General features: G+C 72.0%; 20 protein-coding genes and 1 pseudogene. 16 read left to right on the top strand and 5 right to left on the bottom strand.

Annotated elements, in window-relative coordinates; genetic code table 11:
- The first annotated feature begins 19 nt into the window (after nucleotides 1-19).
- The 6 genes from ACZ60J_RS34940 (at nucleotide 20) to ACZ60J_RS34915 (ending at nucleotide 5,584) form a co-directional block, all read left to right on the top strand.
- Nucleotides 20-985 carry an ABC transporter permease gene (locus ACZ60J_RS34940; protein WP_469688200.1) on the top strand — a complete coding sequence of 322 codons (966 nt, stop codon included), beginning with the start codon at nucleotides 20-22 and terminating at the stop codon, nucleotides 983-985.
- On the top strand, nucleotides 978-1,910 hold the full coding sequence (locus tag ACZ60J_RS34935; protein ID WP_469688199.1) for an ABC transporter permease: 933 nt from the start codon (nucleotides 978-980) through the stop codon (nucleotides 1,908-1,910). Before ACZ60J_RS34940 ends, ACZ60J_RS34935 begins: the two co-directional genes overlap by 8 nt.
- Nucleotides 1,911-2,010: 100 nt before the next feature.
- Complete coding sequence (locus tag ACZ60J_RS34930) at nucleotides 2,011-2,913, top strand: ABC transporter ATP-binding protein (RefSeq protein WP_469688320.1); 903 nt, start codon at nucleotides 2,011-2,013, stop codon at nucleotides 2,911-2,913.
- Nucleotides 2,906-3,565, top strand: a complete 660-nt coding sequence (locus tag ACZ60J_RS34925) for an ABC transporter ATP-binding protein (protein ID WP_469688198.1) — start codon at nucleotides 2,906-2,908, stop codon at nucleotides 3,563-3,565. Before ACZ60J_RS34930 ends, ACZ60J_RS34925 begins: the two co-directional genes overlap by 8 nt.
- 100 nt (nucleotides 3,566-3,665) lie before the next feature.
- On the top strand, nucleotides 3,666-3,860 hold the full coding sequence (locus ACZ60J_RS34920; RefSeq protein ID WP_250740152.1) for a hypothetical protein: 195 nt from the start codon (nucleotides 3,666-3,668) through the stop codon (nucleotides 3,858-3,860).
- A gap of 155 nt (nucleotides 3,861-4,015) precedes the next feature.
- Nucleotides 4,016-5,584 carry a hypothetical protein gene (locus ACZ60J_RS34915; RefSeq protein ID WP_469688197.1) on the top strand — a complete coding sequence of 523 codons (1,569 nt, stop codon included), beginning with the start codon at nucleotides 4,016-4,018 and terminating at the stop codon, nucleotides 5,582-5,584.
- A gap of 36 nt (nucleotides 5,585-5,620) precedes the next feature.
- Here ACZ60J_RS34915 and ACZ60J_RS34910 read toward each other — a convergent pair whose 3' ends face one another.
- A complete protein-coding gene (locus ACZ60J_RS34910) occupies nucleotides 5,621-6,748 on the bottom strand; it encodes a PP2C family protein-serine/threonine phosphatase (protein WP_469688196.1) in 1,128 nt (375 codons plus the stop codon).
- Between the two features lie 95 nt (nucleotides 6,749-6,843).
- Nucleotides 6,844-10,329: a M28 family peptidase gene (locus ACZ60J_RS34905; protein ID WP_469688319.1), complete on the bottom strand. Its 3,486-nt coding sequence runs from the start codon at nucleotides 10,327-10,329 to the stop codon at nucleotides 6,844-6,846.
- A 186-nt stretch (nucleotides 10,330-10,515) separates the two neighbouring features.
- Between ACZ60J_RS34905 and ACZ60J_RS34900 the strand changes: the two genes are divergently transcribed.
- From ACZ60J_RS34900 to ACZ60J_RS34890, 3 genes are all read left to right on the top strand, one after another.
- Nucleotides 10,516-11,475 carry a LysR family transcriptional regulator gene (locus ACZ60J_RS34900; RefSeq protein WP_469688195.1) on the top strand — a complete coding sequence of 320 codons (960 nt, stop codon included), beginning with the start codon at nucleotides 10,516-10,518 and terminating at the stop codon, nucleotides 11,473-11,475.
- 125 nt (nucleotides 11,476-11,600) lie between these two features.
- Nucleotides 11,601-13,001, top strand: coding sequence for a sulfatase family protein (locus ACZ60J_RS34895; protein WP_469688194.1), 1,401 nt, complete (start codon nucleotides 11,601-11,603; stop codon nucleotides 12,999-13,001).
- 6 nt (nucleotides 13,002-13,007) lie between these two features.
- Nucleotides 13,008-13,910 (top strand): formylglycine-generating enzyme family protein, encoded by a 903-nt coding sequence (locus ACZ60J_RS34890; protein WP_469688193.1) that lies wholly within the window; start codon nucleotides 13,008-13,010, stop codon nucleotides 13,908-13,910.
- 7 nt (nucleotides 13,911-13,917) lie between these two features.
- Here the strand turns inward: ACZ60J_RS34890 and ACZ60J_RS34885 are convergent, their stop codons facing one another.
- From ACZ60J_RS34885 to ACZ60J_RS34875, 3 genes and pseudogenes are all read right to left on the bottom strand, one after another.
- Entirely contained in the window at nucleotides 13,918-14,523 is a 606-nt protein-coding gene (locus ACZ60J_RS34885) for a TetR/AcrR family transcriptional regulator (RefSeq protein WP_469688192.1), read from the bottom strand.
- An 87-nt stretch (nucleotides 14,524-14,610) separates the two neighbouring features.
- The gene (locus ACZ60J_RS34880; protein ID WP_469688318.1) at nucleotides 14,611-16,602 is read right to left on the bottom strand and encodes a galactose-binding domain-containing protein; all 1,992 of its coding nucleotides are present in this window, start codon (nucleotides 16,600-16,602) and stop codon (nucleotides 14,611-14,613) included.
- 292 nt (nucleotides 16,603-16,894) lie between these two features.
- Nucleotides 16,895-17,131, bottom strand: a pseudogene (locus ACZ60J_RS34875) (helix-turn-helix transcriptional regulator); the annotation flags it as partial.
- A 172-nt stretch (nucleotides 17,132-17,303) separates the two neighbouring features.
- Here ACZ60J_RS34875 and ACZ60J_RS34870 point away from each other — a divergent pair.
- The 7 genes from ACZ60J_RS34870 (at nucleotide 17,304) to ACZ60J_RS34840 (ending at nucleotide 26,893) form a co-directional block, all read left to right on the top strand.
- Nucleotides 17,304-17,786 (top strand): DUF2000 family protein, encoded by a 483-nt coding sequence (locus ACZ60J_RS34870; protein WP_469688191.1) that lies wholly within the window; start codon nucleotides 17,304-17,306, stop codon nucleotides 17,784-17,786.
- Nucleotides 17,787-18,316: 530 nt separating this feature from the next.
- Nucleotides 18,317-18,712 (top strand): hypothetical protein, encoded by a 396-nt coding sequence (locus ACZ60J_RS34865; protein WP_469688190.1) that lies wholly within the window; start codon nucleotides 18,317-18,319, stop codon nucleotides 18,710-18,712.
- Complete coding sequence (gene pstC / locus ACZ60J_RS34860) at nucleotides 18,709-19,731, top strand: phosphate ABC transporter permease subunit PstC (RefSeq protein WP_469688189.1); 1,023 nt, start codon at nucleotides 18,709-18,711, stop codon at nucleotides 19,729-19,731. Before ACZ60J_RS34865 ends, pstC begins: the two co-directional genes overlap by 4 nt.
- A complete protein-coding gene (gene pstA, locus ACZ60J_RS34855; protein ID WP_469688188.1) occupies nucleotides 19,728-21,053 on the top strand; it encodes a phosphate ABC transporter permease PstA in 1,326 nt (441 codons plus the stop codon). The genes pstC and pstA overlap by 4 nt, the downstream gene beginning before the upstream one ends.
- A gap of 69 nt (nucleotides 21,054-21,122) precedes the next feature.
- Complete coding sequence (locus tag ACZ60J_RS34850) at nucleotides 21,123-22,904, top strand: phosphate ABC transporter substrate-binding protein PstS (protein WP_469688187.1); 1,782 nt, start codon at nucleotides 21,123-21,125, stop codon at nucleotides 22,902-22,904.
- Nucleotides 22,904-25,654 (top strand): hypothetical protein, encoded by a 2,751-nt coding sequence (locus ACZ60J_RS34845; RefSeq protein WP_469688186.1) that lies wholly within the window; start codon nucleotides 22,904-22,906, stop codon nucleotides 25,652-25,654. Before ACZ60J_RS34850 ends, ACZ60J_RS34845 begins: the two co-directional genes overlap by 1 nt.
- 243 nt (nucleotides 25,655-25,897) lie before the next feature.
- A complete protein-coding gene (locus ACZ60J_RS34840; RefSeq protein WP_469688185.1) occupies nucleotides 25,898-26,893 on the top strand; it encodes a hypothetical protein in 996 nt (331 codons plus the stop codon).
- Nucleotides 26,894-26,935: the final 42 nt, after the last annotated feature.

Raw genomic sequence — 26,935 nt, 5'->3', positions numbered from 1 at the left:
CCGACTCCCGTGGGGGCCGATGGCGCGGATGGCGGGGCGGCGCACCCTGTTCGCCGGGCCGGTGCTGCTCCTCGTGACCTTCGGGGTCTTCGCTGTAGCCGCGCTGTCGCCCTTCGACCCCGTCAAGGCCTACGCCGGCACCGCCGGGCTCACCGCCTCCCAGGCCGAACTCGACCAGCTGCGGGTCAACCTCGGGGTGGACCAGCCCCTGCTCGCGCGCTGGTGGGAGTGGCTCACCTCGGCGCTGACCGGCGACCTCGGCACCTCCGCCGTGATGCGCCAGCCCGTCTCCGACGTCATCGCCGAGCGGCTCGGCTGGTCGGCCCTGCTCGCGGTGTGCGCCTTCGCCTTCGCCGTCCTGCTGGGCACCGGACTCGGCGTCCTGGCCGCACGGCGGCAGGGCGGGCGCCTGGACCGGGCCGTCTCCGGGCTGGCGTACACCCTCGAAGCGGCCCCGGCCTTCTGGCTGGGCCTGCTCGCCGTCTGGTTCTTCTCGGTGCGCCTGGGCGTGCTGCCGTCCGGCGGCCTCACCGACGCGGGGAGCGACGTGGTCACCGCCGGACAGGTGGCCCGCCACCTGGTGCTGCCCGCGCTGGTCCTCGGCATCTCCCAACTGCCCTGGTTCTTCCTGTACGTCCGGCAGGGCGTGGCCGACGCGCTGGAGGAGGATCCCGTACGCGGCGCCCGCGCGCGGGGCCTGGGGGAGCGGCGGGTGCTGCTCGGCCACGGGCTGCGCTCGGGCATGCTCCCGATGCTGACCCTGATCGGATCCCGGGTGCCCGAGCTGATCACCGGCGCCCTCCTGGTGGAGACCGTCTTCAGCTGGCCGGGCATCGCCGCGGCCACCGTGCAGGCCGCGACCTCGGTGGACTTCCCGCTGCTGGCCGCGCTGACGGTGCTGGCCACGGCGGCCGTGCTCGCCGGAAACCTGCTGTCCGACCTGCTCTACGGACTGGCGGACCCGAGGGTGGGCTTCGATGGCTGACACCACTCACACGACGGGCACGAAGGGCGCGACGGGCGAGAAGGGCGCGACCGAGGCGACCGGGGCGCAGCTCTGGCGGTCCCACGGCCGCGACCGGAGCTCCACCCGGAACCTGCGGGTGCGGACCTCCGCGGTGATCGTCGTCCTCATCGCGCTGGCGGTGCTGCTCGTGCCGCCGCTGGTCCAACTCGACCAGCAGGCAGTCGACTTGTCGGCAAAGCTGCTGCCGCCCTCCTGGGCCCACCCCTTCGGCACCGACGACGTGGGACGCGACCTGCTGCTGCGCTGCATCTACGGGCTGCGCGTCTCGCTGCTGGTCGGGCTGGTGGCGGCGCTGGTCGCCACCGTCCTCGGCACGGCGGTCGGCGCACTCGCCGGAGCCCTCGGCGGCTGGCCCGACCGGTGCCTCATGCGCGTGGTGGACGCCCTGTCCTCGATCCCGCACCTGCTGCTCGGCATCTTCATCGTGGCGATGTTCCGGCCGGGGGTGTGGCCGGTGGTCGTCTCCGTGGCGCTGACCCACTGGCTGTCCACGGCCCGCATCGTCCGCGCCGAGGTGCTCTCGCTGCGCTCGCGGCCCTACCTGGACGCGGCCGTCTCGGGCGGAGCCTCCCGCACGCGGGTGGCCGTACGCCACCTCGTACCCGGAGTCCTGCCGCAGGCCGGGCTCGCCGCCGTGCTGATGGTCCCGCACGCCATGTGGCACGAGTCGGCCCTGTCCTTCCTGGGCCTCGGCCTGCCGGCGCACCAGGCGAGCCTGGGCAACCTGGTCCAGACGGCACGCGGCTCCCTGCTCGCCGGCGACTGGTGGCCCACGCTCTTCCCCGGACTCCTCCTGATCGTCCCGACCCTGGCCATCGCCGGCCTCGCGGGCGCCTGGCGCGAACGCCTCAACCCCCGGCGCCGCTCGGAGCTCAGCCTGTGAAGGAGCCCAGCCCGTGAAGACCCCCACCCCTCCGGAACCGGAGCCGACGCCGGCCGCCGCGCCCGTCCTGGCCCTGGACCGGCTCTCCGTACGCTTCCGCATGCGCGGCGGCCGGTACGTCGCGGCCGTCACCGATGCCACGCTCGCCCTGGCCCCCGGCGAATGCCTCGCCCTCGTCGGCGAGAGCGGCTGCGGCAAGTCCGTCCTCGCCTCCGCCCTGCTCGGCCTGCTCCCCGGCAACGCCGAGACCGCCGGCGCGGCCCGGCTCGCCGACGGCACCGACCTGCTCGCCCTCGACGAGCGCACCCTGGCCCGTACCGTCCGGGGCCGCCGCGTCGGCCTGGTCCCGCAGAGCCCCGCCGCGCACCTCACCCCGGTCCGCACCATCCGCTCCCACCTGGAGGAAACGGTCCGCGAACTGACCGGCGCCGCCCGACGGAAGTCCAGGGCGCAGCTGCGCGAAGCCGCCGAAGCGGCGGCCGGGCGGGCGTCCTTCCCCGCCACCCACCTGGACCGCCATCCCCACGAACTCTCGGGCGGGCTCGCCCAGCGCGCCGCCACCGCACTCGCGCTGATCGGCGACGCACCCCTGCTGCTCGCCGACGAGCCGACCACCGGCCTCGACCGGGACCTCGTCGACCGCACCGTCGACGAGCTGCGCGCCCACACCCGGGAGGCCGGCCGGGCGCTGCTGATGATCACGCACGACCTCGCGGCCGCCCACCGCATCGCCGACACCGTGGCCGTCATGTACGCGGGCCGCATCGTGGAAACGGCCCCCGCCGGAACCTTCTTCGGCGCTCCGGGCCCCCGCCACCCCTACGCGCGCGGACTCCTCGACGCCCTCCCCGAGCGGGCCTTCACCCCCGTCCCGGGTGCCCCGCCCGAACTCGGTGCGCTGCCGCCCGGCTGCGCCTTCGCCGCCCGCTGTCCGCGCGCCGACTCCCGCTGCCGGGCCGAACTGCCCCCGCTCACCGAAGGGGTGGCCTGCCACCATGCTTGAGCTCACCGGCATCACCGCCGGCTACGACCGCCGCACCCCCGTCGTACGCGGAGCCCACCTGAGCCTCGCCCCCGGCGCCTCCCTCGGACTGCTCGGCCCCAGCGGCTGCGGCAAGTCCACCCTGGCGCGGGTCGCCGCACTGCTGCACCGCCCCGACCGGGGGACCGTGGCCTTCGACGGCCGCGCCGTGGCCGGCTTCCGGCACCGCGCGCCGCGCGCCCTGCGCACCTCGGTCGGCATGGTGTTCCAGCAGCCCCGACTGGCGGCGGACCCCCGGCTCACGCTGCGCGACCTCGTCGCCGAACCGCTCCGGGCGACCGGACGGCGCGGCGAGATCGACGCCACCGTCCCCGCGCTGGCGGACCGGGTCGGCCTGGGCGCGGACCTGCTCGGCCGGCGCCCCCACGAGGTCAGCGACGGCCAGCTGCAACGGGCCTGCGTGGCACGGGCCTTGGTGCTGCGACCGCGCTGGCTGGTGTGCGACGAGATGACCGCCATGCTCGACGCGTCGACCACCGCCGCGCTGGTCGGCGTAGTGGAGGAGTACCGGGCGGAGTCCGGCGCGGGGCTGCTGGCGGTGGGGCACGACGCCGTGCTGCTCGGGCGCTGGTGCGGTCGAACGGTGCACTGGGACGAGATCGTCAAGGACTGAGCTCCGGTCACGGACCGTCAACACCCTTTTGGCGGACACGAGTTTCGCCCGAAGGGCCCTCCTGCTGCGCCACGATGGCGGCGCTCAAGGAGGTGTTCCGATGGTGATCTCCCTCTCCGTCCTCGTCCTGCTCCTCGTCCTCGCGTGGATCTTCCTGCGCGGTGGCGGCCTCAAGCTGTCGCACGCGCTCGTCTGCGTCCTGCTCGGCTTCTACCTCGCGAGCAGCAGCCTCGCGCAGACCATCCACAACGGGGTCTCGGCCACGGCGAACGTGGTCGGCGGCCTCAAGCCCTGACCTGACCCGACCATGCCGTGCGGTGATCGACTGTTGCGCGTTCGTGAATCATCCGGTCCTTCCATGGACTCTTCCCCCCGTGCGATCTAGCGTCTGGCCGCGGCGCGACGTCATACGCAATGTCAACAGGGCTGAGGAACAAGGAGGAAGACCGGATGTTCCGAAGAGCGCTGAACTGCGCCGTGATACCCGCGCTCGCCGCATGCGCGGTGCTGTACGGGGTGGCGCCGGCCGCCGCGGGGGAGATACCCCTGGCCCCGGGCCACCGCCTGGTCAGCCACTACGAGGGCGCCCCGGCCACCGCCGCGCCGCTGCCGGGCGAAGCCCCGCCGCAGCACCCCTTCCTCGCGCCCAACGGCCGCAGCGGCATGCACTCCGACGCGTCGGGCAGCGCCACCTCGCCCTGGTCGGGACCGCTCGGCAAGAACCCGAAGGTGACCAGCGAGAAGATCGCCGCCCTCGGCGGCGAATGCGCCACCGCCACCTTCGACTCGGGCGGCCGGCTGGTCACGGTGTGCGGCACCTTCGGCGGGTTCAAGGTCAAACTGCTGGAGCCCCGTACGCTCGCCACGCTCGCGGAGTACCAGCTTCCGCAGCGTTCCTCGACGGTCCAGGCGATCACCTCGCTCGACTTCTCGAAGATCTTCAAGGACACCTCGGGCGGCGCCTACTTCTACCTGGACAACCAGGACCGGGCGGTGCTGGCCGACTCCCGCCAGCACGTCCTGAGGCTCTCGCACGTACAGAAGCCGGACGGGTCCTGGGCGTTCGAGGTCGACGACGACTGGGACCTCACCGGCCAGGTCCCGCACGACTGCGTCGACTGGACCAACCTGTGGCCCACCGGCACCTGTGACCCGGTCACCTCGGTGATGCCCGACTGGGACGGCCGCATCTGGTGGGTCACCCGCCAGGGCCGCGTCGGCACCGTGGACCCGGAGACCTCGGTGATCCGCTCGATCCGGCTGCCGGGCGAGGAGATCCAGAACTCCTTCTCGGTCGGCGAGGACGGCGTCTCCATCGTCACCGACCACGCGCTCTACAGCTTCACCGCCGCCGCCGACGGCACCCCCGTCGTGCAGTGGCGCCAGACCTACGACCGCGGTACGGGAACCAAGCCCGGCTCGGTCAACCAGGGCTCGGGCACCACCCCGGACCTCTTCGGCAACGGCTACGTCGCCATCACCGACAACGCCGACGACCGGATGAACGTGCTGGTCTTCAAGCGGGGCCTGAACGTGCCCGAGGGGCAGCGGCTGGTCTGCAAGGTCCCGGTCTTCGGATCCGGTGCCTCGACCACCGACAACTCCCTGATCACCTGGGGCAACAGCATCGTCGTCGAGAACAACTACGGCTACGAGAACGTCACGTCGCTGGTCCTCGGCAAGTCGGTCGTCGGCGGCGTCAGCCGCATCGACGTCCGCGCCGACGGCAGCGGCTGCGACACGGTCTGGCAGAGCGCGATCCGCGCGCCCTCCGTGGTCCCCAAGCTCTCCACCGCGAACGGGCTGCTCTACTTCTACGAGAAGGAGCCGAACATCTGGGGGATCGACGCCTGGTACCTCACGGCCGTCGACTTCCGCACCGGTGAGCGCCGCTGGCGCCGGCTGACGGGCACCGGCCCGCTGTACGACAACAACTGGGCCCCGATCACGCTGGGCCCCGACGGGACGGCCTACGTCGGCGTCTTCAACGGCATCGTCGCGGTCCGCGACGGCGGCTGAGCCCCCGAGGGGGCCCGTCCACCCGACGGGCCCCGCTCAGGGCAGCCGGCCGACGCGCTCGATGGCCACCATCGCCGCGTCGTCGCCCAGGAGGCCGTCCGGCGTGTGGGCGAGGAGGTCAGCGCACAGGTGGCGCAGGAGGGCCTCGGGACCGTCTCCGGGCCAGTCGGCGGCCCGCTCCGGCAGGGGGTAGAAGGCCCCCGACGCGTCGCGGGCCTCGATGACTCCGTCCGTGTACAGCAGGACCACGTCCCCGGGCTCGAAGGAGAAGGTCTGCGGGGTGAAGCCGGTGTCCACGAATTCGGACAGTCCCAGCGGCGGAGCCGGATGGTCCACCTGGAGGGGGACGACGCGGCCCGCGCGCAGCAGGAGCGGCGGCGGGTGTCCGCAGCTGACCACCCGCAGCGAGGGCTCCCCGTCGGGGACGTCGAGGACGGCCGCGGTGGTGAACCCCTCGTCCGGCCGTCCGGGGCCCGAGGGGCCGTCCGAGCCCCGGTCCGGGTCGGCGGCCACGGCGGCCTCCAGATAGCCCACCAGCCCCGGCAGGTCGGCCTCCAGGTGGGCGGCGGCCCGGAAGGCGCCGAGGACGACCGAGGCCTCTCCGACCGCCTCCAGCCCCTTGCCGCGGACGTCGCCGATGATCAGCCGGGTGCCGTCGGCGGTGCGGGCGGCCGCGTACAGGTCGCCGCCGATCTGGGCCTCGGCCTCCGCCGACAGGTACACGGAGGCGATCCGCAGCGGGCCCATCCGGTCGCGCAGCGGTCGTAGGACCACCTGCTGCGCCGCGACCGCCACGGAGCGCAGCTGGGTCAGCTGCCGCTCGTGTACTTCGCGCAAGTGTGCGAAGAAGGTGACGAAGGCCGAGATCAGGACGAGGGCGATGATCTGGAAGGTGTGGTTGAGGTCCGTCAGGGAGGTCCGTGCGATCGCCACCGCCACCTGCGCGAGGACCGCCGCGGCACCGACGCATCCGGTCGTGCGCGGCCCGGCGAAGGAAGCGGTCAGGGCGGGTGCGGCCACCAGGAAGGGGCCCAGGTGGACCTCGGGCGGAGCCAGCACGTCCACCACCGTGACGGCGGCGATCAGCAGGAACGGGACCGCCAGCAGCACCGCGCGCGATTCCCGGAACCGGCTGGTGCGTGGGTGCGGCGCTGAGGGGGCCATGCCTCCTGCATACACCGCACACGGCCGGGCGGCACCCGCTCCGGCCGTGGGGCCGGGGCGGGTGCCGCCCGGTGGTGCTCAGGGTGCCGCGGGCGTCAGCTCACCTGGAGGGTGACGTCGTCCACGACGAAGGAGGTCTGCAGGGAGGCGTCCTCCAGGCCCTGGAACTTCAGGGTGACCGTCTGGCCAGCGAACCGGGAGACGTCGTACGTCTTGAGCTGGTAGCCGGCCGCCGCGTTCACGTTGGACAGGCTCGCCAGCGTCTGGCCGCCCACCGAGACCGTGAAGGTGTCGTAGACCGTGTTCTCGGTCTCGGCCGTGTCGATGTGCAGGTAGAAACCGAGCTGGTACGAGGAGCAGCCGGTCGGGATGGTCACGGACTGCGAGGCGTTGTCCGTGCGGGTCGTGCCGTAGCCGTTGAGCCAGGCCTTGTAGGTGCCGCCGTGCGGGGTCTGGCCGGCCTGGTTGGTGATGACGTTCGAGGTGGTCGTCCACGGGGCGGTGCCGCTCTCGAACCCGCCGTTCGCGATGAGCTGGCGCGGGGTGCAGGAGGGACCGGTTCCGGTGACGGTCAGGGTGTAGGTGGTGGTGTGGCTGACCGAGCCCGCGCCGGTGACGGTCAGGGTGTAGGTGCCGGGCGCGGTGCTCGCGCCGACCTGGACGGTGAGCGTCGAGGAACTGCCCGACTGGACCGAGGTGGGGCTCAGCGAGGCGGTGGTTCCGGCGGGGGCGCCGGTCACCGACAGGGCGACGGTCTGGGCGGCTCCACTGGTGGTCGCGGTGTTGATCGTGGAGGTGGCGGTGCCGCCCTGGGCGGCGCTGCCGGTGGCCGGGGAGGCGCTGATCGAGAAGTCCGGTCCGGGCGTGGTGCCGCCGACGGCCTGGTTCCAGATCGTGTAGGCCACGCCGTCCGCGCTGCGGTCCAGGACCGTGGCGTTGATGTTGTTCGTCGTGTCGCAGGAGGAGTGGTAGCAGGGGTCGTACGCCGCGTTCGCGGTGCCGCCCCACTTCGAGGCCTGCGCCGAGGTCTTGCGGGCGCTGGCGCCGGCCGCGTAGCCGGAGGTGGGGATCCCGCCCTGCTGGAAGGAGTAGTCGTCACTGCGGCCCTGGCCCTCGGTGTTCTCCTCGGGAGCGAGGTTCAGGGAGGTCCAGTAGGCCTTGAGCGGGGCGGCCGCCGTGGAGTTGACGTTGTTGATGAAGTAGCCGCCGTTGGTCGAGCCGACCATGTCGAAGTTGTAGTAGGCCTTGATGGCCGACCTCTGGGTGCTGGTGAGCTGGTTGACGTAGAACCTCGAGCCGTTGAGGCCCTGCTCCTCGTCGGTCCACCAGGCGAAGCGGACGTGCTTCGTCATGGTGGGGTTCTTCTGGGCGAGGACGAGGGCGTTCTCCAGCAGGGTCGCGGAGCCGGAGCCGTTGTCGTTGATGCCCGGGCCCGCCGAGACGCCGTCGAGGTGCGAGCCGAACATGATGGTCTGGTCGGCGGGGCCGCCGGGCCAGTCGGCGATCAGGTTGTTCGACGGGTAGGTGCAGGAGGTGCAGTTCTGCTCGGTCACCGTGTAGCCGGCGGCCTGCAGCTTGCCCTTCACGTACGCCAGCGACTGGGTGTAACCGGCGCTGCCCGCACGGCGGTTGCCGCCGTTCTGCGAGGCGATCGTGCCGAACTGGGCGAGGTGCGCCTGGACGGCGGCCACGTCGATGTTCGGCGCGCCGGGGTTCGGCGTGGTGCCGCCGACGGTGAGCGCGTAGTCGACGGTGTGCGAGAGGCTGGTGCCCTGGCCCTTCACCACGACGGTCGAGGAACCCGGAGCCGCGCTGGAGGAGGCGGTCAGTGTCAGCGTCGAGGACTGGCCGGACTGCACGGTGGCCGGGCTGAAGGACGCGGTGACGCCGGCCGGGAGGCCCGACGCGGTGAGGGTCACCTGCTGGGCGGTGCCCGTGGAGATGGCGGTGGCGACCGTGGTGGTGGTCGAAGCGCCCTGCTGGACGGTGCCCGAGGACGGGTTCAGCGCCAGCGAGAAGTCGCTCTCCTGGCCGCTCGGGGTGCACGTCGGGTCGGCGCTCTGCGCGGGCACGCTGATGGCGTCCCAGGCGGCCTTGGTCTTGTTGAACAGGTTGCAGGTGGTGTCCAGCGACTTGGCGGAACTCAGCGTCGCCGTCCGGTACTTCTTGTAGGACATGCTGGAGGTCTTGAGCAGCATGCCGCCGTAGAAGATCTTGCCGGCGTTCTGGATGCCCACCCCGGTCAGCGTGGACTGGTTGCAGGTGCTGCTGTTCGGCTTGCCGCCGCCCGGGCTGGTGCCCTCGGCGAGCAGGTAGAACCAGTGGTTCAGCGGGCCGGCCGCCGCGTGGACCTCGGTGCCCGGTATCGCGGAGCTGTAGCAGGACGGGTCGTTGTTGACGGCCGCCGGGTTGTACATGTTGCGGATCGGACCGCTGCCCACGAGGTTGATCGTCTCGCCGACGAGGTAGTCCGGAGTGTCGTACGGGGACGGCTCGTTGGCGAAGGCCTCGGTCAGTGCGCCGAAGATGTCACCGGTGGCCTCGCCGAGCCCGGACTCCTGGCCGCTGGTGCCGCCGGGGGTGTTGGAGTCGATGGCGTGCCCGTATTCGTGGGCCACCACGTCGATGCTGGCGATCCACTCGTTGGCGTTGTTGTGGCCGATGCTGACCGAGCTGCCGTCCCAGTACGCGTTCACGTCGTTCAGGCCGACCTTGGCCGGGAAGCTGCGGCCGTTGCCGCTGACGCCGTTGCGGCCGAGCCACTGGCTCAGCATGTCCCACTGCTTCTGCGCCGCGAACATCAGGTCGGTGCAGCCGGTCTCCTTGGAGGTCGGGTTGCCCGTGCCCCAGGAGTCGGAGGACTTCGAGAAGACCGTGCCGGAGCTGTAGTCGGCGCAGCTCAGCCCGGTCCGGTTCGGGTCGCGCAGGGAGTACGTGCTCCCCGAGGCCGTGGTGTCGATGGTCAGCGGGTTCGGCCCGTTCCACTTGCTGTTGCCGCTGCCCGCGACCACCTCGTCGAAGCGGTCGAGCACCTTGCCGGTGCGGGCGTCCACGAACACGTGGAGCCTGCTCGGCGCCTTGGCGGTCCGCCCGACCAGGACGGTCTCCCAGGCCAGCGCCGCCTTGTCGTCCTTCAGCTTGACGACGAGCCGGCGGCTCTCCACCTTGTCGGTCTTGAGCTGCTCGGTGCGCGAGACCGTCTCGGCGGCCTGCGCCGAGACCGACGCGGTGGTGGACACGTCGATCACGGTCGCCGAGGCCGACTGGAGGGCGCGGACCCGGCCCTGGCCGTCGGCGAGGACGACCGCGTCGCCGCCGACGACCGGCAGGCCGCGGTAGCTGCGCTCGTAGGCGACGGAGAAGAGGTCCTTCACCCAGGGGGTGACCAGGCGCCGGTCGTACTGCTGCTGCGGGGAGTTGACCAGGCTGTCGAGCCCGCTGCGCACGGCCGCGTCGGCCGCGGCGACGGCCCGTTCGGCGGCGGTGGGCGGCAGGGGATCCGCGTTCTGCGCGGCGGTGGCGGTGGTGGCCAGCGTGCCGGCGAGGCCCGTGGTCAGCACCATGGCCGCGACGGCGGCCATCCATCTGGTGGGCTGCAAGAGTCCACTCCGATCGTGTGGGGGGTGGTGCGGGGAGGGGAGAGCTGAGAAAGGCGGTCTGGCTGTTCGCGGCCGAGTATGGGCGTGTCCATGACGACATCGGGACATCTCTGCCGACATAAGACCGGCGTTATGGTGCCGGCGGATGACGCTGCGTAAGCTGCCGGGATGCAGCTGGAGTTGAGACATCTGCAAGCCGTCTGCCAGATAGCGGAGACCGGAAGCCTGGGGGGCGCGGCGCGGGTCCTCGGGGTCTCCCAGCCGGCGCTCTCCGCCCAGCTGCGCCGGATCGAGCGGGTCACCGGCGGCGAACTCTTCGTCCGCGGCCGCCTCGGGGTGGAACCGACCCCGCTCGGCCAGTTCGTCCTGGCCAAGGCGCGCCGCGTGCTCAGCGAGATGGACGCCCTCGGCGCGGAGACGCGGGCCCGGACCACCGACGCCCCGCTGCGCCTGGGCTGCATCCTGCTGGTGCTGATCGACGGCCTGATCGCCCGGCAGGACCTGGCCCTGGCGGGCCGGGAGATCACCGTCGACCTGGAGGACTCGGTGACCGCCCTGGTGCGGATGCTCGGCGCGGGCCGCTACGACGTCATCGTGTACGGAGAGGTGAACGACCACGAGGTGCCGCTGCCCGCGGGAGTGACGGCCCGCACCCTGATCCCCAAGGAACCCTTCTGCATCCGCATGTCGGCCCGGCACCCGCTGGCCCGGCTGGAGGCCCTCGATCTCGCGGACCTCGCCGACGAGCAGTGGATGACCCTGGTCGAGGACGACGACGGCGGGCCCGAGGCGCTGGTCGAGGCCTGCGCGAAGGCCGGCTTCGTCCCCGCGCTGCGCTACCGGATCACCGACCGCATGATGCAGTACGACCTGATCTCCGCGGGCCGGGCCGTCTCCCTCAGTCAGCCCACCGCACCCGCCGTGGCGGGCACGGTGATGCGCCCGCTGATCGGAGCCCCCGTCACCGGGCGCATCCGGCTGGCCTGGAACCGCTCGACGGTCTCGGCCCGCCAGGCGGAACTCTTCTACCGGTCGGCCGCCTACGCGTATCTGGCCAATGTGGACAACAACGCCTTCCACCGGGCCTGGTGGGACGAGCATCCGGAAGCCCACCCGGCCATGGACTGACGTCATTTCACACTCCGTACATGGAATGCGCATTCCCCCCGCTCTACGCTCTGCGCATGGCAGTGGCCGCCACGTCATTTCGCGATGCAGAGGTACCCCCCTTCGGAGAGCAGGAGGAAATACCCATGAGCAAGAGAGCCCGTGCGCACGTCAGTCGGAGAGGATTCCTCGCCGGCACGGCAGCGGCGGCGGCCGCCGCCACCGTGCCCGCGATCGGCCAGGCGGCGGCGGCCCCAGGAGCGGCTTCCGCGACCCGCCCGAACATCCTCCTGATCGTCACCGACGACCAGCCCAAGCAGACCGACTGGGCCCTCCAGAAGACCATCGGCTGGCTCGCCGGCCAGGGTGTGAAGTTCAGCCACGGCCACGTCACCACCCCGCTGTGCGCGCCCTCCCGCTCCTCGGTCTTCTCAGGCCGCCACGCCCACAACCACGGGGTCCGCAACAACGCCGCCTCCGCCGCCCTGGACCAGAACACCACCGTCCAGCGCTATCTGAAGCAGGCCGGATATCGCACGGGCCTCTTCGGTAAATACCTCAATTCCTGGAACATCGCCGACGCGCCCCCGCATTTCGAGGATTTCGCGCTGCTCCAGCCCGGATACGTCGACGCGAAGTGGAACGTCAACGGGGCGGTCCAGACGATCAACGGCTACACCACGAACATCATCAAGAACCGGACGCTGAGCTTCCTGGACAAGGCGGCCACCGACACCCGCCCCTGGTTCGCCTACGTCACCCCGTACGCCTCGCACGGCCCCCGTACGCCCGAGGCCAAGTACGCGGGCACCCCCGTGCCCGCGTGGAACGGCCGCCCCTCCGTCACCGAGACCGACCGCAGCGACAAGCCGCCCTACATCCAGGACGCCACCGGCACCCTGGAGGACGGCAAGCGCATCCGCGCGGAGCAACTGCGGGTGCTCCTCTCGGTCGACGACGCCGTCCAGGCCTTCAAGGACAAGCTGACGGCCACCGGGCAGCTCGACAACACCCTCGTGATCTACATCGGCGACAACGGCTTCGGCTGGGCCGACCACGGGTGGACCGCGAAGTCGGTGCCCTACAGCCCCGCCCACGAGGTGCCGTTCTACCTCTCCTGGCCCGCCGGAGGCCTCGGCGCCGGCACGGTGGACGACCGCATCGTCGCCAACATCGACATCGCGCCCACCATCCTCGACGCCGCCGGGATCACCCCGAACACCCCGCAGGACGGCCGGTCGCTGCTGAGCTCGTACAGCCGCGACCACCTGCTCGTCGAATGGTGGAAGCAGGGGACCGCCCCCGACCACCGGACCTGGTCCTCCTACGTGGCCAAGGACAAGCAGTACGTGGAGTACTACAAGCTGCACACCGACGCCAACGGCACCGTGTCCGGCACCGGAGAGGTCACCTTCCGGGAGTACTACGACCTCGCCGCCGACCCGCACCAGCTGGTCAACAAGCTGTACCAGGCCACCCCGGCGCAGGAACGCGCCCTGGGCATCCCCGCCCTGGCCGCCCAGCTCGCCGCCGACCGGGTCGGCTAGGCCGCCGTGTCCTCTGCGCCCCTCTCGATCCCCTCCTGCTGCACCCCGGGGCACGGCTCCCCGCACGGCGCCGTCACCCTGCTCGCCGCCCCCGTACGCGCCGCGCCCCGGGCCGTACGCGGTCTGCTCGACCTGCCCGGGGGGCGCTTCCTGATGGGCACGGAGGATGCGGACGGGTTCCCGGCCGACGGCGAGGGCCCGGTCCGGAAGGTGGTGGTGGATCCCTTCAGGATCGCACCGACGACCGTGACCAACGCCCAGTACGCCACGTTCGTCAAGGCCACCGGACACGTGACGGAGGCGGAGGAGTTCGGGTTCTCCTTCGTCTTCGCCGGGCTGCTCGGGCAGGAACTCGCCGCCACCGCACCGCCCGTGGCCGGGGTCCCCTGGTGGCGGGCGGTGTCCGGAGCGAGCTGGAAGCACCCCGAGGGACCCGGATCGTCCGTCACGACCCGGCAGAACCACCCCGTCGTCCACGTCTCGTGGAACGACGCCCGGGCGTACTGCTCCTGGTCCGGAACCCGGCTGCCCAGCGAGGCCGAATGGGAGTACGCGGCCCGCGGCGGCCTGGAGCAGCGCCGCTACCCCTGGGGCGACGAACTCGCCCCGGGCGGACGCACGCTGCTCAACATCTGGCAGGGCGACTTCCCCGCCACCCACACCGGCCCCCGCCTCGGCACCGTCCCGGTCAAGTCGTACCGCCCCAACGGCCACGGGCTCTACAACGCCGTGGGCAACGTGTGGGAATGGTGCGAGGACCCCTTCGCACCCGGCCACGAGTCCCGCACGATGCGCGGCGGTTCCTTCCTCTGCCACGACTCGTACTGCAACCGCTACCGGGTCGCGGCCCGCAGTTCCAACACCCCCGACAGCTCCACGTCCAACATCGGCTTCCGGGTGGCCGCCTGAGGGCCGGTCAGGGGCGCGGTACCTCGATGGCGAGACCCGCCACGTGATCGGTGACCATGTCCAGGATCTCGGCGGCGGCCTTCTCGTCGCCGAGGACCAGGAAGTTGAGGGTCACCCCGTCCGTCATGGCCGCCAGATAGCTGGACAGCACGGTCACCGGCACGCGGAGCTCGAACGGATGGATCAGGCGCAGCTCCTCGAGGAGCAGGGTGTACGCCTCGCAGTAGGACTCGTACTGCTTGCGCGCCAGGTGCCCGAACTCCGGCTGGCGCAGCGCGTACTGGGTGAGCTCGTAGGTGAGCAGGTGCGCCCCCGGGCTCGCCTGCACATGGTCCCAGTACGCCTGGAAGCCGGCCCGGACGGTCTCCCGCAGCGTCGGCCTCGGCAGGATCGCGGCCTTCACGAGGGTGACGTAGTGCGCCGTGATGGTCTCGATGACCGACTCCAGCAGCGCCTGCTTGGAGTCGAAGCAGTAGTGGAAGACGCTCAGGGAGACGCCCGCCTCGGCGGCGATGGACCGGGTCGTGGTCCTGGACACCCCGTCGCGGGTCATCGCACGGATCGCCGCCTCCGTCAGCTGCCTGCGCCGGTCGGTCAACGGCATCCGTGCCATGTACGGGTTCCCCTTCGTTGCGGTGCGCCCCGAGCGGGGCGGCCGCGGGGGGCACCAGCCCAGCCGCGACCACCCCGCTCGACGCCGTCAGCTGCTGTATACGCCGACTTCGTACAGGGAGTAACCCCACTTCGTCCCGCGTCCCGCTCCGTGGACGCGTACGTAACGGGCCGGAACCCCGGCGAACCTCGCCGTGTCCACCCCGCCGTCACCCGCGGTTGTGGACCAGGCCGTCTTCCAGTCCGTCCCGTTCGCGGAGACCTCGATGCGGTACGAACGCCCGTACGCCGCCTCCCAGTCCAGGGTGACGCGCTTGACCAGGTGCTCGGAGCCGAGGTCGACCTGGAGCCACTGGTCGTCGCTCCACTCGCTCGCCCAGCGGCTGCCCCGGTTGTTGTCGAAGGCGAGGCCGGGCGCGAAGCTGACGAAGGGGTTCCACCACTCGGAGGTGCTCGCGGAGGAGGGACGGCCCGAGGCGAGGTTCACACCGGCCTTGTGCTGCTCGGAGTTGCCCCAGGTGCGCAGGTAGGACTCGGCGCCCTTGAACAGGTCGTCCACCACGCCCTGCCCGCCGACGATGCGGATGTCCTCGATCCAGTCGGGCACCAGGCCGTAGTGCGAGGCGCCGTCGGTGTTGAGGTCCCACGTGCGCTGGCCGGTGGTCTGCTTGTCGATGACGGAGCCGCCGTCGGTGCTGCGGAAGGGGTACGTGACCGGGTTCGGCGTGTTCGCTCCGCGCGGGCCGGGCCAGCCGCCGACGCCGTTCATGTCGGTGCCGTATCCGTAGCCGACGTCGTACTTCTCGCGCAGCGCGTCGGTCCGCTTGGCCTCGGCGCTGAAGCCCTCGGAGCCGCCCATGTACGCGGCGGCGAAACCGCCGAGCTTGTAGAGCCGCTCCATCCAGCCGAGGTCCATCCAGCTGTGCGAGGAGATCACGCCCGGGTAGTTCTCGCTCTCCATGATGTCGAAGGCCTGGCCGGCGGCCTTCACGCTCATGTGGTCGAGTTCGAGCATCATCTTGCGTTTCATCATGCCGCGCACCGCGTAGTCGCCGAGGTCGGTGAGTCCGCGGGTGTTGCACTGGGCGTTCGAGGCGTACGAGGGCACGCTCACGCCCGCCGGGAGTTCCTTCTCGGCGGCGGCCGCCGGGGCCAGGCCGATGGGGTTGTCGTGCTGGGGACCCGTGCACTGCTCGGTCTTCCAGAAGGTGCCGGTCGACAGGAACTGGCCGACGTTGATGGCCGTTCCCAGGGCGCCCTCGTCGAAACGGACCCCGCACAGGGCGTTGTCGAACTTGTGGCACAGGAACATGCTGCGCACGCCGAGGTCGTACAGCTCGTCGAGCCCGCGGTCGATGTCCGCCTGGCTGCACTGGGCGACGTCCAGGATCTGCTTGCAGCCGAAGGGCTCGGAGGTCTCGACGCCGAGGACCACGGCCAGCTTGCCCTGCTTGATCACGTCGCGGGCCTGGGCGGAGTCGGTGACGATGCGGAACCAGCCCTTGCCGGGGCCGCCGTACATCTTGTCGACGTAGGCCTGCATGTCGTACGTCTTCTTCGCCTCCAGGCGGATGGCGGTCATCTCGTCGCAGCTGCGGTCCTTGAAGAAGTAGACCGAGCAGATGACCCCGTTGGTGACGAGGTCGTTGACGAGGACGCGCTGGCCACCCCGCCAGGCGCGCTCGATCCAGGCGTAGTAGTTCTGCTGGTGGGTCAGGGAGTCGTGGGCGGGCCAGTCCTTGAAGGTGGGCCAGCCGTCGGGGTCGTGCTTGCCGTCGCCGCCCTTGGTGATGAAGTCGAAGATCGCGAGGCTGCCGTCGGGGTAGTGCTCCGGGCAGTCCTTGAGCGCGTCGGCGATGCCGGCGTCGGAGAACGGCTTTCCGCAGATCAGGCGGCCGCCGAAGCCCTCGTTGGACATGATGTGGTCGTGTGCGTCGACGAAGCCGCGGACGTTGCCCTGGGCGTCGGTGCCCTTGAAGGGCTCACCGGTCACGTTGATCTGGGAGTCGGGCGCGGGACGCGCGGTGGGTTCCCACCAGTTGTTGTCGGCGGCGGCTCCCGGGACGGGGGCGAGCACCATGGCGAGCAGCCCGAGGAGCAGGGACAGGATCACGAAGGGCCCCCGCCGTCGGCGGGAGTGCGGTTCCGGTCGTTGTCTTTGTGGTTCTGGGGTCATGGCCACTACTCACGTCCTCGGTCGGCGGAGGGCGCGGTCGAGGACACGGTCCACCGGAGGCGTGGCCGCCCAGGCACCTGTTTGTCATGTCCCGCGCAAGCTATGGGGACGAGAATCGCTACTGCCGGGTACAGAGTCAAGAGTCCGGGTCACCTGACCTGATGGAGCGTCACCCTACTGCTCCGGCGGGCCGCCGTCAGCGGGATGCGGAGGAACGGGCGTAGCGCCCGGGGGTGGTCCCGACGGCGCGCTTGGAGTGCCGGGTGAAGTGGGACTGGTGGTAGAAGCCCGCCGCGACCGCGACATCGGCGGCCGGGCGGCCGTCGAGGAGCAGCCGGCGGGCCAGGGCGACCCGCCGCGAGAGGAGGTACTGGTGCGGGGCGATGCCGAAGGCGCCGCTGAAGGCGCGCACCAGGTGGGCCGGATGGGCGTGGTGTCAGGTCCAGGCGTCGTGGACGTGTAGGGGGTGCGCGTGCGCGGTGAAACGGGCGTGGAAGACCTCGACGGCACCCGCGACCCGCGGACGCCAGGCCGAGACTTCCTGCTGGGGCTGCACGCCAGGAACGTACAAGACCGCCTGCGGGGGCACCCGGCAGTCTCGGGGCATGAGTGACGAGAAGAAGAACGAGAGCAGCAGGGACGCGGGCGTGGGCGCGGAGGCCGGGGAGGGCGTGCCCGTGCGGTTCGACACCAAGATCGCGGTGCTGCTGCGCGACGACCTGGAGACCTGGCAGCGGCTGAACGTCACGGCGTTCCTCGTCAGCGGGCTGGGTACGGCGGTCCCCGAGGTCGTCGGCGCACCGTACGAGGACGCCGACGGCACCCCCTACCTCCCGATGTTCCGCCAGCCCGTACTGGTCTTCGAGGGCGGCAAGGAAACGGTGACGGCGGCGCACGAGCGGGCGGTGCGGCGGGGGCTGCGGACGGCGGTGTTCACCTCGGACCTGTTCGGCACGGGTCACGACCGGGCCAACCGGGCGGCCGTGGCGGCGGTGGGCAGGGAGCACCTCGACCTCGTCGGGATCGCCGTCCACGGGGCGCGCAACTCCGTGGACAAGGTGCTCAAAGGGGCTCGCATGCACCGGTGAGCACCGCGGGGCGAACCGGTCGCGGGATCCTGTTTCGGCCATCCGGTGTCGGGAAGCGGGGCCGTTGAGGGGGAGTCGCGCGGGAGGCCCGGCGCCCGGTGCGGGGCCCCGGACCGGGGGGTGCGGCGTCTTCCGCCCCCCGGGTCCCGGGTCCCTTCGGGGTTTTCTTGTGAAGGTCGCCCGATGCCCGAGAGGCGTGTGACCCCGGCCGCCCCAAGGGAAATCGGCCGCATCACCCGGGATGCGCCTCCGCCGCGCGTTCACGTGTTCTCCGTTTCTGCTTCACCGATCCGTGTGCCCCAGAGCCCTACGCCCCGTGGATTGTCATGCCCGCGGCCATGGGTGGGTGGCCGTTTTCCGGCCACGCACGGCTTGTGGGGAAGGGGGGTGGCCCGGTGTCGCAGCCACGTTTTCTGTTCGTGTCCTGGGTGGATGCGGAAAGACGTCAGGCGCCTGCGCCGATGGGGAGGGGACCGCACGGAGTGCGGGGGGACGGCGGCCACGGCAGCCATCGAGGCGGGCCCGACGGGGTGAGCTGGCGCCTGGTCGGCTCCAACAATCACGAACTCGGCCGCAGCCCTTCCGTGTTCCGCACCCTCGGTGCCTGCTGCACGGCCGTCGAACGGCTCCGCGGGCGGATCGGCGAGGCCGTCCCGATCGTGGCGATGTCCACCGGTGCGGCCGGGGTGCCGGGTGTCGGGGCCTGGACCTGGCAGCTCGCCCTCGACGAGCAGTGCGTGGCCGTGGCCGTACGCACCTTCCGCCGCCAGCGCGAATGCCGCCACAGCCTCCAGCTGTTCCTGTCCGCCGCCGCCGAGGCGCAGGTGGCCTCCGGCGTCACCCACACCCGGCGGCTGCGCGGTCTGCGGCTGCCCGGCGCCGGGGAGGCCCCGGGGCTGGCCCTGCGCGGGGGAGGCCCGCGGTGACCGCGACCACGGTGATCCCCCCGGCCGCCCCCGGGGACGAGCACGTCACCCCGCGGGCGCTCGCCCGGAGCGGTGATCCCGCCGACCGGATCTTCCGGGGCTCGGCCCGCGCCGCAGGCGCCGTCGTCCTGCTCGTCATGACCCTGGTCGGTGTCTTCCTCGGAGGCCGCGCCCTGACGGCCCTCGACGATGCCGGACGCTCCTTCCTCACCACCTCCGCCTGGGAGCCCGACTCCCACAACTTCGGTGTGGCGGCGGTCCTGATCGGCACCCTGCTCATCGGGGGCGTCGCGATCCTCTTCGCGCTGCCGCTGGCGATGGGCACCGCCCTCTACATCACCGAGTACGCACCGCGCCGCATCAAGCAGACCCTGATCAGCCTCGTCGACCTGATGGCCGCGGTGCCCAGCGTGGTCTACGGCCTGTGGGGGCTGTTCCTCTTCCAGCCGCACGTGGTCGGCCTGTCCCGCTGGCTCACCACCTACCTGGGCTGGTTCCCGCCCTTCGCGGTCGACGGCGACGGCCCGCGCGACCCGCTCAGCCCGAACACCTTCTACACCTCCTCCACCTTCATCGCGGGCATGGTCGTCGCGCTGATGGTGACGCCGATCGCCTGTTCGGTGATGCGCGAGGCCTTCGCCCAGGCGCCTCCCGGCGAGCGCGAGGGCGCCTTCGCCCTCGGCGCCACGCCGTGGGGCGTCATCCGCTCCGTCGTCCTGCCCTTCGGCAGGGGCGGGATCATCGGCGGCACCATGCTCGGGCTCGGCCGCGCCCTGGGGGAGACGATCGCCGTCTACCTGATCATCTCCCCGGTCTTCGTGATCCAGCCGCACATCCTCCAGAACGGCGCCATCTCCGTGTCCGCCCTGATCGCCCTGCGCTACGGCTCGGCCAGCCCCCTCGGGATATCCGCCCTGATGGCGGCCGGCCTCACCCTCTTCCTGATGACCCTCGTCGTCAACTTCATCGCCTCCTCGGTCGTGGCCCGCAGCCGCTCCGGAGCGGGGGCCGACGCATGACCGCCCTCACGCACCGGCCGCACGGCCCGGGTGCTGCCGACGCTCCGGGAGCTCCGGGAGCTCCGGAAGCCCCCGTCGGGGTCACCGTCCGGCCGCCCGTGCTGCTCGACGGAGCCGGGGTCCCGCCCGAGCAGCGGCGCAACACCGCCACCCTGCACCTGCGCGACGTCCTCGCCATGGTGGGGGCGGCCGCCTCCGCGCTCGCCGTGACCGCCCTGCTGTTCGGCCGGCTCCTGCCCTTCGACGCGCCCCTCGGCTTCGCGGTCGTCCTCTACCTGGCCTTCATGGCGCTCTACGCCGTCCTCGTGTCCCTCGACGAATCCGCCGCCACCGTGCGGGCGCGCCTCGCGCAGGCCCTCGTGCACAGCATCGCCGCCCTGCTCATGACGGCCCTGGTGTTCGTCGTCGGCTACGTGCTCATGCGCGGCTGGAGCGCCCTGGCCCACCTCAACTTCTTCACCGAGGACATGGCCGCGACCGGCCCGCTGGAGCCGCTGAGCCAGGGCGGAGCGCTGCACGCCATCGTCGGCACCCTGGAACAGATCGGCATCGCCCTGGCCGTCTCGGTGCCGCTGGGGCTGGCCTGCGCGGTGTTCCTCAACGAAGTCCCGGGCCGCTACGCGCGGTTCGTCCGCACCATCGTCGAAGCCATGACCGCGCTGCCCTCCATCGTGGCCGGGCTGTTCGTCTACGCGACCTGGATCCTGCTGCTCCACTTCGACAAGTCCGGCTTCGCCGCCGCCCTCGCGCTGTCCGTGATGATGCTGCCGATCGTCATCAGGGCCTCCGACGTGGTGATCCGGCTGGTGCCGGGCTCGCTGAAGGAGGCCTCCTACGCCCTGGGCGCCGGCCAGTGGCGCACCGTGTGGACGGTGGTCCTGCCCACCTCCCGCTCCGGACTGACCACCGCCGTCATCCTGGGCACCGCCCGCGGCATCGGGGAGACCTCCCCGGTGCTCCTCACCTCCGGCATCGCGAACGGGCTCAACGCCAACCCCTTCGACGGTCCGCAACTCTCGCTCCCGCTGGCGGTGTTCAGCCTGGTCCAGTCCCCGGAGAAGTCCATGATCGCCCGGGGGTTCGGCTGCGCCGCCCTGCTGATGGGGCTGGTGCTGCTGCTCTTCGTGCTCGCCCGCGTCATCGGCGGCAAGGCCCCGGGCCAGCTCGGCCGCGGCGCGCAGCACCGCCGGGTGCTGGCGTCCGCCCGGGACCTGGAGCGGATGCGGGCCCGGGCCGCCGAGCGGGACCTCGCCCTGGCCGAAGAAGGGGCCGGGGGGCCGGAGCCGCAGGGGTGGCACGCGCTCCCTCCGCCCCGGTCGTAGCCCGCCCCGCTCTTCGCGGCCCGCGCCGCGTCCATTCGTACGATCTGTGACCGATCAGGAGAGTTACCCATGCCCGGACGACCCCCGGCACACCCGGTGCGCGCCCCCTCGGGCGAGCGCGCACCCGCCCGGCGCGGACGGCTCCTCGTCCGCGGACTCGCGCTGCTCCTGGCGGCGCTGGCCACCGTCCTGCCCGGCGCGGTGCCGGCCTCCGCCGAGAGCTACGTGCCGGTCTCCGGCGCCGGTTCCACCTGGAGTCAGAACGCCCTCGACCAGTGGCGGGCCAACGTCAAGCAGTACGGCATGACGGTCAACTACAGCGGTACGGGATCGTCCGACGGCCGCAACCAGTTCCGCAACGGCACCGTCGACTACGCGGTCTCCGAGATCCCTTACGGGATCAAGGACTCGGGGGTCGTCGACCCGCCGCCCGCGCGGAAGTTCGCGTACATGCCGATCGTCGCGGGCGGCACGGCCTTCATGTACAACCTGAAGATCGGCAACCGCCGGGTCACCAACCTCCGCCTCTCCGGCGAGAACGTGGCCAAGATCTTCACCGGTGTGATCACCACCTGGAACGACCCGGCGATCAAGGCCGACAACCCGGGCCTCGCCGCCTCCCTCCCCGCCCGCAAGATCGTCCCCGTCGTGCGTTCCGACGGCTCGGGCACGACGGCCCAGCTGACCAAGTGGATGAGCACGCAGCACGGGGCGCTGTGGGACGCCTACTGCGGCAAGGCCGGCCGCTCCACCCCCTGCGGCCAGACCTCCAACTTCCCCACCGTCGCGGGCCGCGGGTTCGTCGGCCAGTCCGGCTCCAACGGTGTCTCCGGCTACGTGGCCCAAGAGGGCAACATCGGCACCATCACGTACGTGGAGTACTCCTACGCGGTCTCCACGACGGGCTTCCCGGTCGTCAAGGTCCTCAACAAGTCGGGCTACTACACCGAACCCACCGCGCAGAACGTCGCCGTGTCCCTCGGCAACGCCCAGATCGACCCCGTCGACCTCACGCAGAAGCTGGAGGGTGTCTACACGGGCTCCGACGAGCGGACCTACCCGCTCTCCAGCTACAGCTACATGATCATCCCGACGGCGCAGGAGTCGAACTTCAACCCGCAGAAGGGCAAGGCGCTCAGCGCCTTCGCCTACTACTTCCTCTGCGAGGGACAGCGCTCCGTCGACCGGCTCGGCTACTCGCCGCTCCCCATCAACCTCGTCCAGGCCGGCCTGGAGCAGGTGCGCCGCATCCCCGGCGTGGTCGTGGCCGACATCGACATCAAGAACTGCCGCAACCCCACCTTCTCGCCCGACGGCAGGAACATCCTGGCCGAGACCGCCCCGAAGCCCCCCGCCTGCGACAAGCAGGGCCCCACCCAGTGCGAGACCGGCACCGGCGGCAACAAGACCCCGACCCAGAACGGCAGTTCCGGAGGCGGCGCGGCCTCCGGTGGCGGGGGCGCCTCCGGCGGCGGTACGGGCACGGGCGGCGGCACGGGCGGCGCGGGCTCCGGCGGAGCCACCGGAGGTTCCGGGGGCGCGGGCGCCTCAGGCGGTACGGGCGGAGCCGACGGCGGGAGCGGCGCCGCAGCCGGCACCGGCGGTACGGGTGGAGCCGACGGCGGGGGCGGCGCGGACGGCGGGGGAGTGGACCCGGTGACGGGACAGCCCCTCGCGGCAGGCGCGGCCGACCTGTTCGGGATCCCCGTCACCACCTCGACCGGCATCGGCGGAACCCTGCAGACCGTCCTGATGGTGCTCGGCGCGCTGCTCCTGCTGGCCGTCACGGTCGCTCCGCCGCTGCTCACCCGGCGCCTGGCGCGGCGCGGGCGCACGGGGGGCGGGTCCTGATGCGCGCTCCGTTCCGTGCTCCGTTCCGCACGCTGTTCCGCACTCCGGTCCGGACTCCGGTCCCCGCCGAGGGCCGCACCCCGTTCCGCACGCGCCGGATCCGGCTGCTCTTCGGCTCGCTCTGCCTGGCGCTGCTTCCTGTGGTGGCCACCTCCGGGCCCGCCGGCCTGGGACCGCAGGCCGCGTACGCGGCCGGCGGGGAGGGCTCCGAGGTCACCGTGTCCGGGGCCGGTGAGTTCGCCGACCTCAAGGTGACGGTCGGCCAGACCCGCAACCTCGTCGGCCAGGTCGTCAAGATCTCCTGGACCGGCGGCAAGCCCACCGTCTCCGACACCGCCTACAGCGCCAACTACCTCCAGATCATGCAGTGCTGGGGCGACGCGCCCACCGGACCCGGCGTCGACCAGTGCCAGTTCGGCGGCTCCTCCGCCCTCGGCGCGGGCGCGGGCAGCCAGGCCGGGGCCTACACCAACACCCGCCAGCTCAACTACGGCGCCAACCTCCAGGACTCGGAACACGAGCCGCTGCCGCCACCCACCCCGAGCGGCATCTCGTACGCACCCTTCCGCACGGTCGGCGGGGACCCGGTCAGTCCGGGCAACTGGAACGAGTTCTACGACGTCAACAGCACCAACGAGGTCCCGTACGCCCGCACCAACGCCCGCGGCGCCGGCGAAGTCTGGTTCGAGACCCAGACCGCCGTCGAGGCCCCCGGCCTCGGCTGCGGCTCCGCGGTCCCCGGTGCCCAGGGCGCCGTCACCGGACGCGGCTGCTGGCTGGTGATCGTCCCGCGCGGCGAGAAGGAGGTCGACGGCAGCCCGCACACCGCGCAGTCCGGTGGGCAGCTCCAGTCCTCCCCGCTCAGCCCGGCCAACTGGAAGCAGCGCATCGTCGTCCCGCTCGGTTTCGAACCCCTGGGCAGCTACTGCCCGATCGGCGCCGAGGAACGCGGCACCCTCGGCAGCGAGATGGCCGCCGAGGCGGTCACCCGCTGGCAGCCCGCCCTGTGCCAGACCGGCGGCAAGGCCATCTACGGCTACGCCCAGGTCCCCGACGAGACCGCCCGCGTCAAACTGCTCTCCGGCACCCCCGGGCTGGTCTTCCTCGGACGGCCGGCGCCGCCCGACCCCGTGCGCAAACCCGTCTACGCACCCGTGGCCCTCTCCGGCATCACCATCGGCTTCTTCATCGAGAGCCAGGCCGGATTCCAGGCCCCCGACGAGGTCAAGGCCCGCAACGGAACCCGGCTCGGCAGCCTGCGGCTGACCCCGAGGCTGGTCGCGAAGCTGCTGACCGAGTCCTACCAGGACGGCAACTCGCGCTTCGCCGAAAGCACCGCGAAGAACCCGGTGAACCTGGGCCACGACCCGGAGTTCATGCGGCACAACCCCACCTACGCGGGCCTGGACTTCGGCGGCAAACTCGGCGACGCCCTGGTCCCGCAGCCGCTCGCCGACACCACCCGGCAGCTGTGGGAGTGGGTGGCCCGTGACCCGGCCGCCCGGGAGTTCCTCGACGGCACGCCCGACAACACGGGCGCGCACGGCGACCCCGCCTACGCCGGAATGGCCGTGAACCCGAACTACCGGGGCCTCTCAATGCCGTTGGACACCTTCCCCAAGAGCGACCCGTACTGCCAGCCCTTCCCCGAAGAGCACCCCGAGTCCCCGCTCTGCATCCAGGACAAGCACCCCTACGCCACCGACATGCACGCCGCCGCGCGCGCCGCGAGCCGCGGCGACACCCTGGCCCGTACCTCCTGGGACGCCACGGCCACCCCGCCCACGTACAAGAAGGACCCGCCGCAGCTCGCGGGCTCCCGCGCCGTGCTCGCCGTCACCGACACCGCGACCGCCGACCGGTACGGCCTGGTGCGCGCCGAACTCCTCAACGCGAGCGGCGCGTTCGTCGCCCCCGAGCCGGCCGCGCTGATCGCCGCCGCGAACGCCCGCAAGGCCGGCGCCGACGGGGTCAGCTCCGCCGACCCGGCGGCCGCGGACCCGACGGCCTACCCGCTCACCGTCCTCACCTACGCCGCCACCGTGCCCGCCGACCTCACGGAGGCGGAGGGCAAGGACTACGGCGCCATGCTGGCCTACGCGGCCGCCCAGGGGCAGACCCCCGGAGTGTCGGCGGGCAGCCTGCCGCACGGCTACGCCCCGCTGCCGGAAGCCCTGCGCGCCCAGACCCGGGCGGCGGCGCAGCGGGTGAGCACCGAGGCGGGCAAGAAGCCGACGCCCGCTCCGGAGCCCCCGGCCCCGACGGCCCCGGGCACCGCCGGAGGTACGCCGTCCGGCACGGGCGGCGCGGCGGCCACCGGCGGCTCCGGCCCGGCCGGTACGGGAACCTCCGGGGCCGCGGCGGCCGGCGGCGGCTCCGCAGCGGGCGGGGCGGCCGCGCCCGGTCCCGCCGCGGCCTCACCGAGCACCCCGGCGGGGGCCGCGGGGGCCACCGGCACCACCGGAACCTCGGGCGCCCCGGCGGCGCAGGCCACGGGAACCACCCCGGACTGGGTCGTCGGAGCCATCCGCAACGTCCTGCTGATCTGCCTCGTGGTCGGGGCGCTCGCCGCCTTCGCGGGGCCGGTGCTCCCGCGCTACCTGCCCGGTGCCCTGCTCTGGCTGCGGTCGCTGCGCGGCGCGGCCGGGGGAGCGCCCGTGGCGTCCGGCGGGTCCGCGGACCTGCCGGCGGACTGGGCGACCCACAAGAAGACCGGCCCGAGGGACTGGAGCCCGCCGGACCAGGACTGAGGTCCGCCGGGGTGCCGGAAGCGAAGCCCGCCGGACCCCGACCGAAACCCGCCGCCGGATCCGAAGACCGCCGGACCCCGAACCGAAGACCGCCGGACCGAACCGAAGCCCGCGTCCCGGCCCCGCACGACGAAAGGAGGTGGTGCCCGGCGACGACCGTCTGACCAATCCGCGCCAACGGAACTTCATCCCACGCGCGCCGGGCACCACCCCGGGCGCAGCCTAGCTGAGGGGTCATCCCAAGTGAACAAGAAGAAAATCGCCTTCGGCGTCTCGGCCTTCGCTCTCGCGGCCACCCTCGCCGGAGCCGGCCTCGCCGCCGCCGACCCGTCGGGCCCGCCGCCGTACCGCCAGCTCTCCGGCGTCGGCTCCGACACCACCCAGGACGTCATGAACGGCCTGGCCGCGGCCATCACCGTGGGCGGCCAGAAGGTCATCGGCTCCTACGACTCCACCGGCTCCGCCAACATCACCACCAAGGACCCGGCGGTCAACGCGAACTGCACCATGGCCCGCCCCAACGGCTCGGGCGCCGGCCGCTCCGCGCTGCTCACCTCCCTCCAGGCGAACAACGGCTGTCTGGACTTCGCCCGTTCCTCCTCGCTGAACCTGGCGGCGGCGGCCCCGGGCCTGACCTACGTCCCCTTCGCGGTCGACGGCGTCACCTACGCCATCACCCCCGGTTCGGCGATCCCGCGCAAGCTGTCGCTCACCGACCTGAAGGCGATCTACCACTGCGACCCGAACTACGTCGGCACGGGCCCCAACTACGCCATGACGGTCTACCTGCCGCAGGCCGGCTCGGGCACCCGCAGCTTCTGGGAGTCCCAGATGGGGATCACGGACGCCGATGTGGTCGCGGGCATCTACCCCTGCATCAAGGACAAGAAGGGCACCACCCCGGTGCAGGAGCACGACGGCCGCCTCCTCGACGACAAGTCGATCGTGCCGTTCTCCATCGCCCAGTACCAGTCGCAGTCCTCGCAGACGATCGCCGACCTGCGCGGCCGCGCCATCCTCGGCACGGTCGACGGCACGGCGCCCACCGTCCTCAACAGCGGGTTCGGCGTGAAGCGCGACGTCTACAACGTGATCCCGACCAGCAAGGTCGCCGTGGCCCCGTGGAGCACCGTCTTCGTCGGCGCCAACTCGGAGATCTGCAAGCAGACCTCGGTGATCAACACCTACGGCTTCGCCACCAGCCCGAACTGTGGCGACACCACCAAGCAGACCCCCTGACCACGGCCCTGACCGCCGCCCGAGCTTCACATTCTGGAGACG

This window comes from Streptomyces sp. NPDC104226 (assembly GCF_055584085.1).
The sequence above is the reverse complement of the archived record's forward strand: the minus strand, read 5'-3'. Positions and strand labels throughout refer to the sequence as shown.